At 72.6% G+C, this 17,296-nt stretch carries 18 protein-coding genes; 5 read left to right on the top strand and 13 right to left on the bottom strand.

Annotated features, from left to right (window positions below; genetic code table 11):
* Positions 1-30: 30 nt before the first annotated feature.
* The 5 genes from KZI27_RS16585 to KZI27_RS16565 form a co-directional block, all read right to left on the bottom strand.
* Complete coding sequence (locus KZI27_RS16585) at positions 31-2,190, bottom strand: ArnT family glycosyltransferase (RefSeq protein ID WP_261783944.1); 2,160 nt, start codon at positions 2,188-2,190, stop codon at positions 31-33.
* A 308-nt stretch (positions 2,191-2,498) separates the two neighbouring features.
* Positions 2,499-3,311, bottom strand: coding sequence for a fructosamine kinase family protein (locus tag KZI27_RS16580; protein ID WP_222658484.1), 813 nt, complete (start codon positions 3,309-3,311; stop codon positions 2,499-2,501).
* Positions 3,312-3,356: 45 nt separating this feature from the next.
* On the bottom strand, positions 3,357-3,923 hold the full coding sequence (locus tag KZI27_RS16575; RefSeq protein WP_261783943.1) for a putative toxin-antitoxin system toxin component, PIN family: 567 nt from the start codon (positions 3,921-3,923) through the stop codon (positions 3,357-3,359).
* A 28-nt stretch (positions 3,924-3,951) separates the two neighbouring features.
* Positions 3,952-4,386 carry an excisionase family DNA-binding protein gene (locus tag KZI27_RS16570; protein WP_222658482.1) on the bottom strand — a complete coding sequence of 145 codons (435 nt, stop codon included), beginning with the start codon at positions 4,384-4,386 and terminating at the stop codon, positions 3,952-3,954.
* 74 nt (positions 4,387-4,460) lie between these two features.
* On the bottom strand, positions 4,461-5,309 hold the full coding sequence (locus KZI27_RS16565) for a LysR family transcriptional regulator (RefSeq protein WP_222658481.1): 849 nt from the start codon (positions 5,307-5,309) through the stop codon (positions 4,461-4,463).
* A gap of 71 nt (positions 5,310-5,380) precedes the next feature.
* Between KZI27_RS16565 and KZI27_RS16560 the strand changes: the two genes are divergently transcribed.
* Together KZI27_RS16560 and KZI27_RS16555 are read left to right on the top strand one after the other, a co-directional pair.
* Positions 5,381-6,304, top strand: a complete 924-nt coding sequence (locus KZI27_RS16560; protein ID WP_222658480.1) for a DMT family transporter — start codon at positions 5,381-5,383, stop codon at positions 6,302-6,304.
* Positions 6,301-7,170 (top strand): UbiA family prenyltransferase, encoded by an 870-nt coding sequence (locus KZI27_RS16555; RefSeq protein ID WP_261783942.1) that lies wholly within the window; start codon positions 6,301-6,303, stop codon positions 7,168-7,170. Before KZI27_RS16560 ends, KZI27_RS16555 begins: the two co-directional genes overlap by 4 nt.
* Positions 7,171-7,281: 111 nt before the next feature.
* Here KZI27_RS16555 and KZI27_RS16550 read toward each other — a convergent pair whose 3' ends face one another.
* The 3 genes from KZI27_RS16550 to KZI27_RS16540 form a co-directional block, all read right to left on the bottom strand.
* Positions 7,282-8,463, bottom strand: coding sequence for an FAD-dependent oxidoreductase (locus tag KZI27_RS16550; protein WP_222658479.1), 1,182 nt, complete (start codon positions 8,461-8,463; stop codon positions 7,282-7,284).
* 10 nt (positions 8,464-8,473) lie between these two features.
* Positions 8,474-9,691, bottom strand: coding sequence for an acyltransferase family protein (locus tag KZI27_RS16545; RefSeq protein ID WP_222658478.1), 1,218 nt, complete (start codon positions 9,689-9,691; stop codon positions 8,474-8,476).
* An 89-nt stretch (positions 9,692-9,780) separates the two neighbouring features.
* Positions 9,781-10,353, bottom strand: coding sequence for a TetR/AcrR family transcriptional regulator (locus tag KZI27_RS16540; RefSeq protein ID WP_222658477.1), 573 nt, complete (start codon positions 10,351-10,353; stop codon positions 9,781-9,783).
* A gap of 109 nt (positions 10,354-10,462) precedes the next feature.
* Here KZI27_RS16540 and KZI27_RS16535 point away from each other — a divergent pair, with 109 nt between their 5' ends.
* Entirely contained in the window at positions 10,463-11,368 is a 906-nt protein-coding gene (locus KZI27_RS16535) for an SDR family oxidoreductase (protein WP_222658476.1), read from the top strand.
* Positions 11,369-11,446: 78 nt separating this feature from the next.
* On the opposite strand, the gene KZI27_RS16530 is transcribed toward KZI27_RS16535, so the two are convergent.
* From KZI27_RS16530 to KZI27_RS16520, 3 genes are all read right to left on the bottom strand, one after another.
* Entirely contained in the window at positions 11,447-12,745 is a 1,299-nt protein-coding gene (locus tag KZI27_RS16530) for an NAD(P)/FAD-dependent oxidoreductase (protein ID WP_222658475.1), read from the bottom strand.
* 103 nt (positions 12,746-12,848) lie between these two features.
* Positions 12,849-13,397, bottom strand: coding sequence for a dihydrofolate reductase family protein (locus tag KZI27_RS16525; RefSeq protein ID WP_222658474.1), 549 nt, complete (start codon positions 13,395-13,397; stop codon positions 12,849-12,851).
* Positions 13,398-13,416: 19 nt separating this feature from the next.
* Entirely contained in the window at positions 13,417-13,947 is a 531-nt protein-coding gene (locus KZI27_RS16520; RefSeq protein WP_222658473.1) for a hypothetical protein, read from the bottom strand.
* 83 nt (positions 13,948-14,030) lie between these two features.
* Between KZI27_RS16520 and KZI27_RS16515 the strand changes: the two genes are divergently transcribed.
* On the top strand, positions 14,031-14,804 hold the full coding sequence (locus tag KZI27_RS16515; RefSeq protein WP_222658472.1) for an alpha/beta fold hydrolase: 774 nt from the start codon (positions 14,031-14,033) through the stop codon (positions 14,802-14,804).
* Complete coding sequence (locus tag KZI27_RS16510; protein WP_315971199.1) at positions 14,801-15,532, top strand: alpha/beta hydrolase; 732 nt, start codon at positions 14,801-14,803, stop codon at positions 15,530-15,532. The genes KZI27_RS16515 and KZI27_RS16510 overlap by 4 nt, the downstream gene beginning before the upstream one ends.
* 175 nt (positions 15,533-15,707) lie before the next feature.
* Here the strand turns inward: KZI27_RS16510 and KZI27_RS16505 are convergent, their stop codons facing one another.
* Positions 15,708-16,094, bottom strand: coding sequence for a VOC family protein (locus KZI27_RS16505; RefSeq protein ID WP_261783940.1), 387 nt, complete (start codon positions 16,092-16,094; stop codon positions 15,708-15,710).
* Between the two features lie 53 nt (positions 16,095-16,147).
* Entirely contained in the window at positions 16,148-17,155 is a 1,008-nt protein-coding gene (locus tag KZI27_RS16500) for a LacI family DNA-binding transcriptional regulator (RefSeq protein ID WP_222658471.1), read from the bottom strand.
* Positions 17,156-17,296: the final 141 nt, after the last annotated feature.

Genomic DNA, 17,296 nt, shown 5'->3' with positions numbered 1-17,296 from the left:
CGAGCCTATCCACCGCGCCCTCGTCGACGGTCACTTCGCGCTGCTCAGGTCGTACACGGTCTGGCCGCCGACGGTCGTCGACTCGTAGTTCGCCGCGACCCACTCCTGGATCGCCGAGGCGGTGGACGAGCCGCCGCCCATCCCGCCGCCGGACCCGGACGACACGTAGTACCCGATGTCACCGTCGGCGACGTACGCCTTGAACTGCGCGAGCGTCGGTGCCGGGTCGCTCGACCAGCCGCCGATCGCCATCACGGCGGTGTCGGTGTCGAGTTCGAGCTGCGCGGCCGACTGCGATCCGTTCACCGCGGCCGCCCACTTCGCGTCGGACGCCTCGAGCAGCTCCTGCAGGGCGGAGGAGGTCGACGCACCCTCGCCACCACCCCCGGCCTGGAGGCCCGTCCCTGGCCCGCCCTCGGAGGTCGCGTCGTCCGTGTCGTCCTGACCACTGCCCGGTGCCGTGCCGGACGTGCCGTCCGGCATCTCCGGCGCCTCGCCGGAGGCACCCTCCGGCGGGGTCCCGCCGGGACCCTGCTGGGAGCCGTCGTCGATGGTGGAGTCGTCGCTGTCGGAACCGGCGGCCGATCCACCGGGTCCACCCGTGCCTCCCGGCATGCCGCCGGTGCCACCGCCGCCCATGCCGCCGGAGCTGCTGCCCGCCGGACCGACGCTCGGGATCGAACCGGAGTGCGCGACGGTCGTCGTGGCGAGGGCGTAGGCGGTGGTGCCGGACAGTCCGAACAGGGTGCCGGCGAGGACGCCGATCGTGACGAGCCTGCGCAGCGACGGCACGCTGCCGATGACGATCAGTGCTGCGGACAGCAGGCCGCCGGCGAGCATCACCCAGCGCAGCCACGGCAGCCACGTCGGGTTCTCGTTCAGCAGGCACCAGCCCCAGAACGCCGTGACGCCGATCATCGCGGCCAAGCCGATCCGGCCGACGAACCGCGTTCGTGCGTGCCAGAGCAGGGCGCCGCCGGTGCCGACGAGTCCGGCGATCGCCGGGGCCAACGCGACCGTGTAGTACGGGTGGATCGTGCCGGACATGTACGAGAACACGAGGCCGGTGACCAGGAGCCAGCCACCCCACAGGACGAGGCCGGCGCGGGCCGGGTCGGCGAGGTGGCGGCGGCCGACGACGACCAGGCCGACGACCAGCGCGATGAGCGCCGCGGGCAGGAGCCACGAGATCTCGAGCCCCATCTCGGACGAGAACAGTCGGTTCAGGCCCGTCGAGCCACCGAACGAGCCGCCCGCGGTGCCACCGGTCATGCCGCCGCCCCCACCTCCGCCGCCGTTGCCCGAGCCGCCGAAGATCCGACCGAGGCCGTTGTAGCCGAACACCAGGTCGAGGACGGTGTTGTCCGTCGAACCGCCGATGTAGGGGCGGGACTCCGCGGGCCACAGCCACACGGCGACGACCCACCAGCCGGCGGCGACCACGAGGGAACCCGCGGCGATGAGCAGACCGACCACGCGCCGGACCCATCCGGTGCGGGCGGCGAAGAGGTAGACCAGGCCGAAGGCCGGCAGGACGAGCAGGCCCTGCAGCATCTTCGTCAGGAACGCGAAGCCGAGGGCGACCCCGGCCAGGGCGATCCACTTCCAGCTGCCCCGGGGCAGAGCGCGAACGGTGCAGTACGCGCCGGCGGTCATCAGGAACACGAGCAACGCGTCCGGGTTGTCGAACCGGAACATCAGGGCCGCCGCCGGGGTCGCCGCGACGACGAAGCCGGCGAGCAGCGCACCGACGTTCGCGGTCGTGGTGCCGACGCGGGCGAGCGTGCGGCGGACCGTGCCCCAGACCAGGGCGACGGAACCGACGGCCATGAGCGCCTGGGGGAGCAGCAGGCTGAAGCTCGAGAAGCCGAGCAGCCGGGCGGACAACACCATCGCCCAGAGCGACGCCGGGGGCTTGTCGACCGTGATGAAGTTCGACGAGTCGAGGGAGCCGAAGAAGAACGCCTCCCACGACTTCGTGCCGGCCTGCACGGCGGCGGCGTAGAAGCTGTTGGCGTACCCCGAGACGCTGAGGTCCCAGAGGTACACCACGGCGGTCACTGCGAGGAGTGCCCAGAACGCCGGCCGGAGCCAGCGGGCGTCCTCGCGCTCGCCGAGGAACAGGCGGGCGACGGGCTTGCGGCGCCGATCCTGCGCGTCGGTCTGCGCGGAGCCCGTTCGGTCGGTCAAGGGTATCGGGTACGTGGTCATGTCGATGAGCATCCGGGGCGTTCCCCGAACGCGGCACTGCGCCGGCTGTGCGCTGGCTAAGGACGCACGGTGCGCGGTTGGCTGGGGTGGCGCACGCGGGGCTGGCGGGGCTGGGGTGGCGCACGGTGCTCTGTCGTCCGTCCCGTGCCGGGTTGCCTGCTCGGTGCGCGGTTGTAGCGCTGCACGGAGCGAGCAACCTCGCACGGAGTGAGCGAGCGCGCACGGTGCGGCGCCGGTCCCCGGGCGAGCAACCTCGCACGGGCCGAGCGAGCCCGCACGGTGCGCGGTCAGGCGTACCGCTGCGCCGCCTGCAGAGCCGCCCCCGTGTACGAGCCGCCGAACAGGAACACGTGCAGCAGCAGCGGCGCGAGTTGGTGCAACTCGACGCGCTCCTGCCAGCCGTCGGCGAGCCGCGACTCGCGGTCGTAGGCGGCGAGCACCGTCTCCAGCCTCGGCAGCCCGAACAGTCCGAGCAGTGCCAGGTCGGTCTCGGCGTGCCCGCCGTGCGCGATCGGGTCGATGAGCACCGCCCCGGTCGGTTCGGACGAGTCCGTCGGCCAGAGCACGTTGCCCGCCCACAGGTCGCCGTGCAGCCGGGCCGGACGATCCCCGACCAGCGCCGGCTGCGGGGACCCGAGCGTGCCGTCCTGCACCCGGTCGGCGACCCGGTCGAACACCGCGGCCTGGGCGTGGTCGAGCCCGCCGGCGTCGACGATGCGACGGACGAAGTCGCGGATCCGGTACTGCGCGAAGAACTCGCCCCACGTCGCCGGTGCGTGTGCGGCGTCGACGAACGGGGTGCGGGACCGTCCCATCCGCAGTGCGGCCCCCTTCGTCCAGCCGGCGGGCGGCGCACCCCAGTGGTCGGCGCCCGCGGCGTGGGTGTGCGCGAGGGAGCGGCCGAATCGCTCGGCCTGCGCAGCGGTGGGGGAGCCGTCGGAGATCAGCTCGAGGTCGAGCACGGTCGGGCTCGGTCGGCTCAGCACCCGCGCGGTCCTGGTGCCGCCCGCGTCCTCGGCGTCGGCGAGCCACCGGAGTCCGGCGGCTTCGGCTGCCGCTTCGTCCGGGGTGGTGAAGGTCTTCACGTGCGTCTCGGCCATCGGTCCATCCTGCCGAGGGGTCCTCGTCGTCCGTTCAGCGCACGGTCATCCGGCGAGGAACCGCAGATGTCGTTCCACCCGCCCGGCGAACGTCGGGCAATCGGCGTCACGGAGCGCTCCGGGCAGACTCTTCCGTGCGCCGCGGGGACGGCTGGACCAGTACCGCGCCTGCTCGCGTACGACGTCGCGGACGATCCACGGCGCCGAGTCGTCGACCAGGCTGAAGAACTCGTCACAGCGGTACACCTCGTACATCGCTGCATCCGTCGCGCGGAGACCACGGTCCTGCGTGAGGAGGACGTGCGCCCCGCAGGCGATCGCGGCGGCGTGCACGTGCCGGTCGTCGGGATCGGTTCCGTGGTACTCGACCGTGGCGTCGAAGTCGTCGACGAGCTCGTCGACGGAGGCGAGGATCGCTGCTCGCAGCCGGGAGACGGCCGACCCGGGTCGGTCGGGGTGCAGCCGACGGAGGGTGTGCGTGGTCTCGGCCAGCACGTCCTCGGTCGTGTGGAGCTGGAACATCCCGTCGGTGTGGAGTCGGAGCAGGCACGTCCAGTCTCGCAACGTCCGGCTACAGAAGACGTTCGCATCGACGAAGACCCGCTGAAGCATCACATATCAAGCCGAGTGCGGCCGGGCGTCAGTCGAAGGCATCACCGGACTCGAGCAGTTCGCGAGCTGCCGCAGCGCGGGCGACCCGTCGTGCGTCTCGGGCTGCGAGGACGTCCGCGCGCCGGAGCCGGTGGTGGGTCCCGACGGTGTGTGCAGCGATCTCACCGCGGCCGATGGCCTTCATCAAGGTGGGTCGGGAGATGCCGATGACGTCGGCGGCGACGGTCGTCGTCATCTCGTCCGGAAGGATGCTCGTCGAGATGCCTGCCCCGTCGGCCATGCTGCGGACGAGGTTCACGACGAAGCCCCCGAGTCGCTCCGGGAGCACGAGTTCCGTGCCGTCGTCGAGGTGGAGCTCGACGGTCGCGACCTGTCGATCGCCAGCGCGGTCGACGATGTCGACGGCCTCGGCGCGAGCGACCTCATCGACGCGGACGGGCCGTGGCGTCGTCGTCTGGTGCATCGGGTCTCCTTCTCGCGTTCGTTGGTGGGCAACTGGCTCAACGGTACCGGTGTTGCACTTGCAAGTGCAACTCGTCAGACCGCGTCGACCAACGCCTTCGCCAACGGGTGCCAGTCCCGCGACGACGGCCCGCTCAGCACCAGGGTCCGCTCGAGCCGCCTGGCCATCGGGATCATCACGAGGTCCGGCGGCAGCATCACCCGGCCGAGCGTCGGGACGATCGACACCCCCTCGCCCCGCTCGATCATCCCGAACATGGTGCTCATCTCCCGCACCCGGTGGGCGTACCGGAAGGGGCGTCCGTCGAGCTCGTGCAGCTTCTGGATCTGGTACTCGCACCCGCCGCCTCCCGCGACCAGACCGTCCTCGTGCAGGTCGTCGAGCGTGAGGGCGGGCAGCTCGGCGAGCGGGTGGTCGCGCCGGACGACCGCGGCCATCTCGTCCCGGGCGACGACCACGCCGCCAGCGGGCAGCGGGGAGGGGTCGACGAGCACGGCGGCGTCCACGGTCCCGCTCTCCAGCCACTCGGGCATCTCGTCGTCGTCGCCCTCGTAGACCTGCACGTCGACGTCGGGCAGCGTCACCGCCCACAGCTCGCGGAGCCGCGGCAGCAGGCCCTGGCAGACGGTGGGGACGGCCGCGAGGCGCACGGTGCCGCGCGCCGTGGCGGGCCGGACCACCGCCTCCAGGGCGTCGACCGAGGCGAGCACGCTGCGGGCGTGGGCCAGCAGGCGGTCACCGAGGGGGGTCGGGACCGCGACCGCACCGCGACGGACGACCGGCCCGCCGACCTCGCGCTCGAGCCCGGCGACGGCGTGCGAGACGGCGGACTGCCCCACGCCGAGCACGGAGGCTGCGGAGGTGAACGACCCGGCGTCGAGCGTCGCGACGAACGCTCGGAGCTGGGGGACCGAGACGGGCATGCGTGCTCCTCATGGAGGTATGAACCACATGCGTTTGCCGCATGTGCGGGAGTGGTTCGACACTAGGCCACATGAACGCCCTCCTCTACGGTCTCGTCGCCCTCACCTGGGGCTCGAGCTTCCTGTTCGCGAAGATCGGCCTCGACGGGCTCGCACCGCAGCAGGTCGCCACCGTGCGGACCGTGCTCGGGGGCGTGACGCTCGTCGTCCTGCTGCTCGCCACCCGTCGGCGCTGGCCGCGGGAGCTGCGCGTGTGGGCACACCTGGCGGTCGTCGCGTTCTTCCTCAACGCCCTGCCGTCGTCGCTGATGGCGTGGGCCGAGCAGACCGTGCCGTCCGGACTCGCGAGCATCTACAACGCGACGACCCCGATCATGACGCTGGCCGCACTCGCGGTGCTCGTCCCGTCCGAACGGCTGCGGGGCCGGCAGGTAGCGGGCGTCGTCGTCGGGATCGTCGGTGTGCTCGTGCTCGTCGGCCCGTGGGACCTGCTCGGCGACCCCGCGGTCCTGGCGAGCGTCCCGGGACAGGTGGCGCTGCTCGGCATGACCGCGTCCTACGGCATCGGACTCGCCTACCTCCGGCGCGTGGCGGTGGGCAGCGCCCACGACCCGGTCACGATCGCGACGGTGCAGCTCACGCTGGCATCGGGCATGCTCCTGCTGGTCGCGCCCGTCATCGCCACCGGCCCGATCCAGCTGGACGGGAGGATCGTGGCCGCGATGGTCGCGCTCGGTTGCGTCGGTACGGGGCTGGCCTACGCCTGGAACACGCGGCTGGTGCAGGCGTGGGGCGCCGGTCGGGCGTCGACGGTCACCTACCTGACACCGGTGGTCGGGGTCGCGCTCGGCGTGCTCGTCCTCGGCGAGCGGGTGCGGTGGAACGAGCCCGTCGGCGGGCTGGTCGTGCTGCTCGGCATCGCGCTGGCCTCGGGGGTGCTCGGCCGCCGGAGTCTGCGCCGTCGCGCACGCCCCGCCCGTACGCTGGCTGGGTGACCTCCGGCCAGGACCCCCACGTGGTGCGACTGCTGTTCGCCTCGTCCCACCCCGGCCCGACGGTCACGGTCACGGTGCTGGCCGCCGTGATCGCCGCCGCCGTCGGGCACCCGGTCTGGCTCGTGGCGCTGGTCGCGCTGACGGTGATCGCCGGGCAACTGTCGATCGGCCTGGCCAACGACTGGATCGACGCCGACCGCGACCGTGCCGTGGGCCGGAGCGACAAGCCCGTCGCCCGCGGACTCATCGCCGTCGGGACGGTCCGCACGGCGGCGTTCGTGACGGCCGGAGCCGCCGTGGTCCTCTCGCTGTTCCTCGGCCCCGTCGCCGCCGTGGCACACCTCGTGCTCGTCGCCGCCGGGTGGGCCTACGACGCCGGGCTGAAGCGCACCGTGTGGTCCGTCGTGCCCTTCGTCGTCGCCTTCGGACTGCTGCCCGTGGTCGCGGTGTCCGCCGGCCCCGAGCAGCTGTGGCCGGCGTGGTGGGCGATCGCCACCGGCGCGGTGTTCGGTGTCGCGATCCACTGCACGAACGTCCTGCCCGACCTGGTCGACGACGCCGCCACCGGGGTCCGGGGGTTCCCGCACCGCCTCGGGCTCCGGGGCGCCGGGATCACGGCGTTCGGGTCGCTCGTGGTCGCAGCAGCCCTCGTGCTCGGCGGCCAGGTGCTCGGTGACGACCCCGTCCGTGGCGTCGGTGTCGTGCTCGCCGTGGTCGGGGCGGTCGTCGTGCTGGCGCTCGCCGTGGTGGGGGTCCGACTGGTGCTGGCGGGGCGGGCGTCGCGGACCCTGTTCCGGCTCGTGATCGCGTCGTCCCTGGTGCTCGTCGTCGAGCTCGGCTTCGCCGGGGCGCGACTCGTCGCCTGACGCACTCCTGCCCGGGACGCACCGCGCGGCTCGCCTGACGCGCTTCCGCGCGCCTCACCTGACGCGCTTCCGCGCGGCTCGCACCGCGGTGCCCGGCGCCGACGCGAGCCGTCAGGCCCAGCGCATGGCGTAGAGCCGGGCCAGGCCGTGCGCGGTCGGCAGCGACAGGACGGCCCGGAGCAGCGCCTCCCGTCCGATGGTGGCGACGGTGCCGAGCGGACGACCGAGCCCCATGTTCGCCTCGGCCTGTCGAGCCGCGCGGCGGGCGGCTGCCTGCCGGCGGGCGGCGTACCCCGGCCACGGTCCGGCCACGCCGGTCCGGACGGCGCCGGCGAGCAACGGCGCGAGTTCGGCCGCGTCGAGCCAGCCGAGGTTCATGCCCTGCCCGCCGATCGGGCTGATCTCGTGGGCGGCGTCGCCGACGAGCACCACCCGGCCGACCCCGACGCGGTCGGCGGCGCGACGCCGGACCCGGAACCCGCTGAGCATCGTGCAGGTGGACGGATCCGGCGTGACGCCGGTGCGTGCCGTGACGATCGCGGCCAGTCGTGCGGCCGTCGCCGGGTCGGGCGCGATGCCGCTCGGGGCGAACGCGAGCGAGTCCGGGACGAGTGCGACGTACCGGCGTCGCCCGTGCGGCAGGGGGAAGGACTCGACGACGCCACCGGGTCCGACGTCCACCAGGGCGGCGGTCCGCGCGTCGGCGTCCTCGGGGTCGGCGAAGTCGCCCATCACGTAGCGGTCCGGGTAGTCGCGTCCGGTGGTGCCGATGCCGAGCAGGTCACGGACGACGCTCCTCGCGCCGTCGGCCCCGACCACGAAGGCCGCGCGCACGGCGACCGCTGTGCCGTCCGGGCCGCTGCCGACCGCGTCGACGTGGTCGCGGTGGCGGGTCAGGCCCGTCACCGTCGTCCCGGTGCGCAGCGCGGTCGGGTCCAGTTCGGCGAGCCGGTCCCGCAGCAGGGACTCGGTGCGGTGCTGGTCGAGCGTCGCGACGTACGGGTGGGTGTCCGAGGCGCGGTCGAACGTCAGCGTGCCGAGCGTCCGCCCACGGCTCCGGGCGACGCCGGTGCGCACGAGGGTGGCCTCGGCGAGCACCGGGGCGTCGAGCCCGACCTCGGCGAAGGCGTCCAGGGACGGCGCGTGGATGCCGATGGCGCGGGATCCCTCGGGCGGGCCGGGGCGACGCTCCCACACCTGCACGGTGGCACCGCGCGCAGCCAGCAGCGCGGCGAGGAAGAGGCCGACGGGACCGCCGCCGACGACGAGGACGTCGGTGCGCTCCGTGGTCACGGGCCCGAGCCTACGGTCGGACGGCCGAGCCGCGTCCAGCTGCACTGCTCGAGCGCAGCCGGTGCCGGAGACGCTCGACCGGGACCTCGACCGCGGAGGCGGCACCGATCGACACGAGCAGCACGACGCCGATCAGCCCGACCGTGCCCCACGCTCCGATCGCGAACGTGCCGAACAGCGCGATGACGAGCGGGTGCCACAGGTAGGCCGAGTACGACACCCTTCGTCCGAACCACGCCACCGGGGTCCAGCTCAGCGCGGTGGCGACGGGCGAGCGCACCGACACCAGCCCACCGATGAGCACCGCCGAGATCAATCCGGTGACCGGCAGGACGACACCGAAGGTCCAGGCGTGCTGCGTCCAGTCGTCGTCGATCCGGAGCAGCACACCCACCAGGAGACCGAGGCCGAGCCAGGTCGCGACGTGTCCGGCGATCCCGGCTGCCCGGACCCGTGCCCGTTCGTCGTCGAGCAGCAGCGCGAGCGCGCACCCGATCGCGAGTGGCACGACGCCGAGCACCGGCGAGAAGTACACGTCCGGGGTGGCACCGCCGCTCGGGGTCTGGTAGCTCGCCCACGACGCCGCCGACGCCCCGACCACCACGACCCCGAGCCCGGCCAGGAGCCAGTGCCGTCGGGTCCGCAGCGCCCCGACCAGCACGAGCACGGGTGGCCAGACCAGGTAGAACTGCTCCTCCATGGACAGGCTCCACGTGTGTGCGAACACGCCCTGCGTGGTGTCCCAGAACGCGCGGAAGAGGTTGCCGGTGTAGGTCAGGGCGATGACCCCGGCCTCGCCGGCCGAGAACGACGCGCCCTTGTAGTCACCGACCCAGTTCCACAGCAGCAGGCCCACCGAGACGAACACGAGCAGCGCGGGGTAGAGCCGGAGCAGGCGCTTGAGCCAGAACGACCCCAGCCGGACACGACCGGTGCGCCGACGTTCTCCGAGCAGCAGCGTGGTGATCAGGAAGCCGGACAGCACGAAGAACACCGTCACGCCGATGAAGCCGCCCTCGAACTGCGGGACGTGCAGGTGGTACAGGATCACGGCGAGGATCGCGATGGTCCGCAGGCCGTCGAGGGCGGGTGCGCGTTGGGTGAGCGGTGGCGGTGGCGGGGGAGTCCGGCCCGTCCGCTCGCCGTCGGTCTGGCTCGTCGCCGTCCGCGCGTGGCCCCGTGTGGTCGTCGTGCGGACCTGCTCGGGCGAGAGCGTGCTGGTCGTCACGGGCACCTCCTGCGCGATCGGGAGGCCACGACAGCGGGACGCGTCGTGACCGGATCGTCACATGATGCGCGCGGCAGGTAAGAGCCGACTCAACGACCGGGGTGCACCAGCGTCGCCAGGGCGTCGAGCCGTTCGTGCACGATCGCCGCGAACGGGCGCTCCTCACCCGGGGCGATCCACTGTGCGAAGGAGAGGTGGAACACCGTCACGGCGGTCTCGGCGGCCATGGTCGCCGCCGGTTCGGGGACGCCGCGCTCGCGCATGACCTCGCCCAGGCGTGCCTTCAGGGTGGCGAGCTTGCCGAGCTCCCGTTCGCCGAGGGCAGCGTTCGCGTCGATGATCGTCTGACGGGCCCGTGACCACGACCGGCGGTCCTCGGGGAAGAACCCCGCGGCGGCGTCGAGGGCGCGGCCGACCAGGTCGAAGGGCGCCGCGTCGGCCGGGGCAGCCGTGATCGGGTCGACGAACATCGCGAGGAAGTCGTCCTGTCCGGCGAACAGGACCTCGCGCTTGTCGGCGAAGTGCCGGAAGAAGGTGCGTTCGGTGACCTGGGCCTCGGCGGCGATCCGCGCGACCGTTGTGCCGTCGTAGCCCTCGGACGCGAAGAGCTGCAGCGCGACCGCCTGCAGTCGTTCACGCGTTCCGGGTTGCCATCGAGCCATGCGGAGAGTCTACTGATCAGGACGATTCGATGACAGCGGCTGACATCGAGTGCTACGGTGATGTCAGTTCATGACATCACCGCCGTGGACACCTGCGAAAGGACCACTCATGCACGTGTTCGTCACCGGGGCCTCCGGCTGGATCGGCTCCCACACCGTCGACGACCTGCTCGCCGCCGGACACACCGTCACCGGCCTCGCCCGGTCCGACGCCTCGGCCGCAGCGCTCGAGGCGAAGGGCGTCACCGTCCTGCGCGGTGACCTCGACGACCTCGACGTCATCCGCCAGGGCGCTTCCGAGGCCGAGGGTGTGCTGCACCTCGCCAACAAGCACGACTGGGCGAACCCTGCCGCCACGAACGCCAGTGAGCGGGCCGCCGTCGAGACCATCGGCGCAGCGCTCGTCGGCACCGACCGCCCGTTCGTCCTCGCGTCGGGCGTCGCCGGGCTCGCACAGGGCCGCCCCTCGAACGAGACCGACGCCAACCCCTTCGTCGGTCCGGACAGCATGCGCGGCGGCAGCGAGAACCGCGGCTTCGACTTCGTCGACCAGGGCGTGCGCACGATCGCGGCCCGGTTCGCCCCCACCACCCACGGCACCGGTGACCACGGCTTCATCGCCGCGATCGTCGGCGCAGCCCGGCAGCGCGGCGTCTCCGGCTACATCGGCGAGGGCACGAACAGCTGGGCCGCCGTGCACGTCACCGACGCCGCCCGGCTCGTCCGCCTCGGTCTGGAGCAGGCCCCCGCCGGCACGCGGCTGCACGCCGTCGCCGAGACCGCGATCCCGACCCGCGCCATCGCCGAGGCCATCGGCGAGGTCCTCGCGCTGCCGGTGACCTCGATCGACCCGGCCGACGCGGACGCGCACTTCGGGTTCATCGGGCGGTTCTTCGGCATGGAGATGTCCGCCACGTCCGACGCCACCCGCGAGCTCCTCGGGTGGGAGCCGACCGGCCCCGGGCTGCTCGAGGACATCGCCGCCGGCGCCTACTCCGGCGTGCGGGTCGCGTAGGCGGCTGGTTCTCGCCGACCCGGAACGACATGGTCGACGTCGCACGACGTCGACCATGTCGTTCCGGGTCGGCGCCGGCTACTCCGCCTTCTGCATCTGCCACGGGTCGGGCTCGCGGTCGCCGTTCGGGCGCACGGGGCGGACGTCACCGACGATCGGGATGGCACGCTTCCGCATGAACCACAGGTAGCGGACGAAGAAGTGCGACAAGGTCGAGAGCCGGTTGCCGTTGCCGAGCAGCGACGCGATGTGCACGACGACCCATGCGGCCCAGGCGATCGGCCCGACCATGGTGATCCCGCCGCGCAGCTGGGCCACTGCGGCGTTCGTGCCGATCGTCGCCATCGTGCCCTTGTCGAAGTACTTGAAGTGCTCGGTGGGCTTGCCCTCGAGCAGGCGCTTGATCTGCTTCGCGACGTGCCGTCCACCCTGCAGTGCCGGCTGCGCCAGCTGGGCGAGGGCCTCGGACTGCGCCGCGATGTCGCCGGCCGAGAAGATCCGCTCGACGCCGTTGACGCGCAGGTCGTCGCCCACCTGGATGCGTCCGCCGCTCGTCTGCGGCAGGCCCCAGCCGGAGACCTCCTTGTGGGCGGCGACGCCGGTTGCCCAGATGACCTGCGAGGCAGGGATGAACTCGCCGTCGGCCGTCATCACGCCGTCGGTCTTGACCTCGGAGACGCCGGTGTTCAGCCGGAGCACGACACCGCGCTTCCGCAGGACCTTGGCTGCGTACCGGCGCAGGCGCGGCGCGAAGGGCTTGAGCAGCTCGCCGCTCCGGTGTACGAGGGTGATCGTGATGGCGCCCTTGTCGAGCTCGGGGTAGGCGCCCTCGAGGGCCTGGTCGCGGAGTTCCGCGAGCGCTCCGGCCATCTCGACGCCGGTCGCGCCGCCGCCGACGATGACGATCTTGATCTCGTCGGGACCCTGGTTCGCCGCAGCCTCTTCCAGCCGGGTGAACAGCTCGTCGCGGATCCGCAGAGCCTGCGAACGGGAGTACATCGAGTACGCGTACTCGTAGGCGCCCGGGGTGCCGAAGTAGCTCGTGTTCACACCGTTCGCCAGCACGAGGTAGTCGTAGTGCAGGTGCTCACCGTCGGACATCTCGGCGACGCGCTCGTCGGTCCGGATGCCGGTGAGCAGGCCGTGCCGGAACTCGGCGTTGTCCTGCTTCGCACGCAGACTGCGCAGGAAGTAGGTCACGTCGCCCGCGTTCAGCCCGCCCGTCGCCACCTGGTACATGAGGGGCTGGAACATGTTGTAGACGTGCCGGTCGACGAGCGTCACCCGGACCGGGGCGTCCGCCAGCTCGCGCATGGCAGCGACACCGGCGAATCCACCGCCGACGATGACGACGTGCGGGCGGGTGTCCTGGGGCATGCTGATCCGGCTTTCTTCGGTTCGTGAGGTGGTCACCCACGAGGGTACGCGCGCTGTGGACCGCTCCCGTCCACTGCCGACCGGGAGGCACGGGTCGGCTCCGTCAGGCGTCGAGCCGTGCGTAGGTGCTCACGACGTTCCCCTTGCTCGTCACGGTGCTGTCGACCAGCCGCAGGCGCGTGGCCGGGTCCGTCGGCTCGAAGAGCTTCCGACCGGCGCCGGCGATCGCCGGGTGCACCATCAGCTGGAGCTCGTCCAGGAGCCCGGCGAACAGCAGGTGCCGGACGGCGCTCACGCTGCCGCACACCGCGATGTCGGCGCCGTCGCGCTCCTGCAGCTCGCGGACGAACGTGTCGAGGTCGCCCCGGATCCGCGTGGTGTTCTGCCACGTCAGGTCGTCGCCCAGCGTCGTGGAGGCCACGTACTTCTCGATCGGGTTGATCCACTGCCCGAAGCCGTCGTCCGGGTGCGCCGGCCACCACTCGGACCACTCGAGGTAGCTGTTCCTGCCGAGCAGGATGGTGTCGGTGCGGGCCATGAACGCGCCCATCCCGGCCCCGAGCTCGTCGTCGAAGCTGTCGTACTGGAACTCGTACGGGTCCTGCACGACGCCGTCGACCGACGTGAACAGCCCTGCTGTCACCTTGCGCATGGCCGGAGCGTACTGCGGATCAGCTGCCGGTGCCGCTGCCGGTGCCGGTGCCGGTGCCGCTGTCGCTGCTGCTGCCGTCCGTGCCGCTGCCGGATCCGTACCCGGGGAGCTGCCCGGTGCCGTTGCCCGGGAACTGATTCGTCCCGCCGTTCGTGCCGGGGACCTGCGTGGTCGACTGGGACTGGTTCCCACCGATCGCATGCCCGATGGCGAAGCCGATGCCACCGCCGACGAGCAGTGCTGCGAGTCCGACGATCGCAGCCAGGACGGGCCAGAACCACGGCGGCTTCGGTGCGCTCTTCCGGCTCGTCGGGGCCGAGGCGCCGTACCACGGGGTGGTGCCGTTCGGTTCGCCGGCGTTCCACGATCCGGCGTCGGAGCGGTAGGGCTGCTGGGCGTACTGGTTCGGTGCGGGTGCGGGTGCTGGCGCGTCGAGGGTGGCGGTCGAGGTCGGCGTCGGGGCTGAACCCCAGCCGGCCGGTGCCGCTGCCGAGGGCGTGCGGGCGGCGTCGCCCGGCTCGTGGCCGTTCAGGGGAGTGGTGTCGCTCATGGGAGGCAGTGCACACCCCGTGTCTGTGGGTGGCCGATGACGACGCTGATCCGGTGCTGCGAACCGCCGCGTAGCCTCGGATCGTGCGCGCCAAGGTGGAGACGATCCGGATCGACGGCCTGCCGGTGCGCCTCCACACCGCGGCGCCCGCAGGCCGGGTGCGGAGCGACCTCGACCCCACGGTCGTGCTCGTCCACGGCATCGGGATGTCGCACCGGTCGTTCGCCCGGTCACAGCGAGCACTCGCTGCGACCCACCGCACGGTCAGCGTCGACCTGCCCGGCTTCGGCGGGCTCCCCGCTGCCGGCCGCACGCTGTCGATGGCCGAGCTCGGCGACCTGGTGGTCCGGGCCGTCCGTGCGCGGGGAGCGGACGACCTCGTGCTCGTCGGACAGTCGATGGGCGCGCAGGTCGTGACCGAAGCAGCCCGGCAGCACCCCGGGGCCGTCGGCTCCGTCGTCCTGGTCAGCCCGGTGATCCCGGTGGAGCGGCGGTCCCTGCCGTTGGTGGCGTCCGACCTGTTCCGTGACGGGTCCGGCGAAGGACTCCGGATGAACGGGGTGCTCGTCACCGACTACCTGCGGAGCGTCCGGCAGTACGTCCGCGAACTGCGCCCGATGCTCCGGTACCGGCTGGAGGAGACGATCGCCGACGTGCACGGACCCGTCCTCGTCGTCCGGGGCAGCGACGACCCGATCGTGCGCCGCGACTGGGCGGTCGGCGTGGCGACGCGCGCGCAGCGAGGGTCGTTCGTCGAACTCCCGGGGCCGCACCACCTGCAGGAGCGGCACCCCGTCGCGTTCGCCCGGCTCGTCGGCGAGTTCCGCCGGGCACAGACGCTGGAGGGCCTCCGATGACCGAGCCGACCACGTCCTCGACGGAAGCAACGGGCACGAGCCGACCCGTGCCTCCCGGCATCCCGCTGGTGCGACGCGCGACGTGGGCCGCACTCGACTGGTGGTACGCGATCACGTGGCAGGTGCGGAGCCTCGGACCCACCACCGCTGACGACTACCGGACCGGCGACGGTCAACCCGTCGTCGTGATCCCCGGTGTCTACGAGACCTGGCACTTCATGCGGCCGCTCATGGACGCCCTGCACGACCGCGGCCATCCCGTGCACGTGCTGCCGGTGCTGCGCCACAACCTGCGGCCGGTGCCGGTCTCGGCGCGCGATGTGTTCGCGTACCTCGAGGAGCACGACCTGCGGAGCGTCCTCGTGCTCGCGCACAGCAAGGGCGGGCTCATCGGGAAGTACGCGATGACCCAGCTGGACGACCACGGCCGCATCGACCGCATGGTCGCGGTGTCGACGCCGTTCGCCGGGTCCGGCTACGCGCGCCTCGCTCCGGTGCGGCACCTCCGGGTGTTCCGCGCCGCCGACCCCGTGCTGGCGGGACTGGCGCGGGAACTCGACGCGAACGCCCGCATCACCTCGGTCTACGGGGTGTTCGACACGCTCATCCCCGAGGGCAGCGAGCTGTCGGGGGCGACGAACGTGCGGCTGCCGGTCGGCGGGCACTTCCGGATCCTCGGTGACGCCCGCACGCGCGTCGCGGTGCTCGCCGCGGCCGACCCGCGCTGAAGCGCCCCGTCCCGTCCCCGTCCCGTCCCGTCTCGTCCCCGTCCCGTCCCGTCCCGTCCCGTCTGGTCCTGAGGTTCCGAAATCTCGGCATGTCGGCGCTCGGATCGCCGCAGTTCGGAACCTCGGCGGCGATCATCCGGCGTGTTGTGGAACCTCGGGACGTGGCCAGCCTGTGTCAGGCGCCGGGCAGGAACAGGCAGAACGGGTGCCCGTCGGGGTCGAGCAGCACCCGGACGTCGTCCTGCGGTTGGAACGCGGCCTGCGTGGCACCGAGTTCCTCGGCACGGGCGACGGCAGCCGACAGGTCCTCCACCTGGAAGTCGAGGTGCAGCTGCATGCCGGGGGCGTCCGCGGTGCCGGGCCAGGTCGGGGCGACGTACTCGGGTTCGAACTGCACGGACAGGCCGGGGCCGTCGGCAGGACGGATCCGGGCCCAGGTCGGGCCGTCCTCGTACACGGTCCACCCGGTCAGGGCGCCGTAGAACCGGGCGAGCGCGATCGGCTCCGGGGACTGCAGGACGGTGGCGGCGAGCGTCGGCATCGAGGCGTCTTCGCTGGTCATGCCGCGCAGCGTACGCCGAGCAGCGGTCGGAGCTGTTCAGCGGCCGGAGCAGTTCATCGATCGGCGACGCTCGCGCGCTCGACGATGCGGTGCGGCACCACGACCGTCTCCGGCGGCAGGTCCCGGTCTCCGATCCGCCGGGTGAGCAGGTCGAGCGCCGCCGTCGCGAACGCCCGCCGGTCGAACGACACCGTGCTGAGCGCGGGGATCGCGTACGCCGCTCCGTCGATGTCGTCGAACCCCATGACGCTGACGTCCTCGGGGACGCGGACACCCCGGGCCGCCAGGACGTGCAGCACGCCGAAGGCGATCGAGTCCGTGAACGCGAAGACGGCGTCGGGCAACGGGTGCTCGTCGAGCCAGGTCGCGAAGGCCGTCGCCGCCGAACTCGTCGTCCAGGACGGCAGTGGTACCCGCAGCGCGGGGTCCGGTTCGATCCCGGCGCTCGCGAGCGCGGCGAGGTACCCGCGCTCCCGCAACTCGCTCGTGGCGGTGGCCTCGGACGCGCGGGCGGCACCGACGATCGCGATCCTGCGGTGGCCGCGGGACACCAGGTGGGCGGTGACCTGCTCGGCGGCGGCCCGGCTGTCGATGTGCACCTGGTCGACGTGCTCGGGTTCGACCTCGCCGATCACGACGGTCGGCGGCAGCCCCTCGGTCGACGCCAGGACGCTCGCGCTGAGCGACACCGGGTTGAGCACGAGCCCGTCGACGAGGTGGGCGCGTGCCCGTGAGACCAGCTCGCGCTCGCGGGCCGGGTCGCTGCCGGTCTGGTCGAGCTGGACGACCCACCCGCGCTCGCGCGCGAGTTCGACGAACCACTGCGCGAGCTCGGCGGAGTAGGCGCTGCCCATCTCCGGCAGCGTGAGGGCGATCGCCCCGGACCGGCCGTTCCGCAGCCCGCGGGCGGACAGGTTCGGCACGTAGTCGAGCTGGGCGACGGCACGCTCGACCCGCTCGCGGGTCTCCGGGCGCACCACCACGCCGCCGTTGATGACGTTGGAGACGGTCTTCGGCGACACCCCGGCGAGGGCGGCCACGTCCCGCACGGTTGCGCGCATCGGGATGAGCGTAGCGCGGGCGGTCGCCGGTGGCGTCGCGTCGTCGAGCTGCGGGTGTGCGCTCACTGGAGCGTTACAACGATGGAAACGTTTGGCAACGGATTGCCACCGTGTTGCCCCGCACGCCAGGGTCGCTGCAGG

It is taken from the genome of Curtobacterium sp. TC1 (assembly GCF_019844075.1).
Lineage (GTDB): Bacteria > Actinomycetota > Actinomycetes > Actinomycetales > Microbacteriaceae > Curtobacterium.
The sequence above is the reverse complement of the archived record's forward strand: the minus strand, read 5'-3'. Positions and strand labels throughout refer to the sequence as shown.

Coding starts and splice junctions, on each gene's coding strand:
- KZI27_RS16500 (WP_222658471.1), bottom strand. CDS start 17,155: ATGCGCGCAACCGTGCGGGACGTGGCCGCCCTCGCCGGGGTGTCGCCG.
- KZI27_RS16510 (WP_315971199.1), top strand. CDS start 14,801: ATGACCGAGCCGACCACGTCCTCGACGGAAGCAACGGGCACGAGCCGA.
- KZI27_RS16540 (WP_222658477.1), bottom strand. CDS start 10,353: ATGGCTCGATGGCAACCCGGAACGCGTGAACGACTGCAGGCGGTCGCG.
- KZI27_RS16560 (WP_222658480.1), top strand. CDS start 5,381: ATGAACGCCCTCCTCTACGGTCTCGTCGCCCTCACCTGGGGCTCGAGC.
- KZI27_RS16505 (WP_261783940.1), bottom strand. CDS start 16,094: ATGACCAGCGAAGACGCCTCGATGCCGACGCTCGCCGCCACCGTCCTG.
- KZI27_RS16575 (WP_261783943.1), bottom strand. CDS start 3,923: ATGCTTCAGCGGGTCTTCGTCGATGCGAACGTCTTCTGTAGCCGGACG.
- KZI27_RS16570 (WP_222658482.1), bottom strand. CDS start 4,386: ATGCACCAGACGACGACGCCACGGCCCGTCCGCGTCGATGAGGTCGCT.
- KZI27_RS16580 (WP_222658484.1), bottom strand. CDS start 3,311: ATGGCCGAGACGCACGTGAAGACCTTCACCACCCCGGACGAAGCGGCA.
- KZI27_RS16525 (WP_222658474.1), bottom strand. CDS start 13,397: ATGCGCAAGGTGACAGCAGGGCTGTTCACGTCGGTCGACGGCGTCGTG.
- KZI27_RS16520 (WP_222658473.1), bottom strand. CDS start 13,947: ATGAGCGACACCACTCCCCTGAACGGCCACGAGCCGGGCGACGCCGCC.
- KZI27_RS16565 (WP_222658481.1), bottom strand. CDS start 5,309: ATGCCCGTCTCGGTCCCCCAGCTCCGAGCGTTCGTCGCGACGCTCGAC.
- KZI27_RS16530 (WP_222658475.1), bottom strand. CDS start 12,745: ATGCCCCAGGACACCCGCCCGCACGTCGTCATCGTCGGCGGTGGATTC.
- KZI27_RS16535 (WP_222658476.1), top strand. CDS start 10,463: ATGCACGTGTTCGTCACCGGGGCCTCCGGCTGGATCGGCTCCCACACC.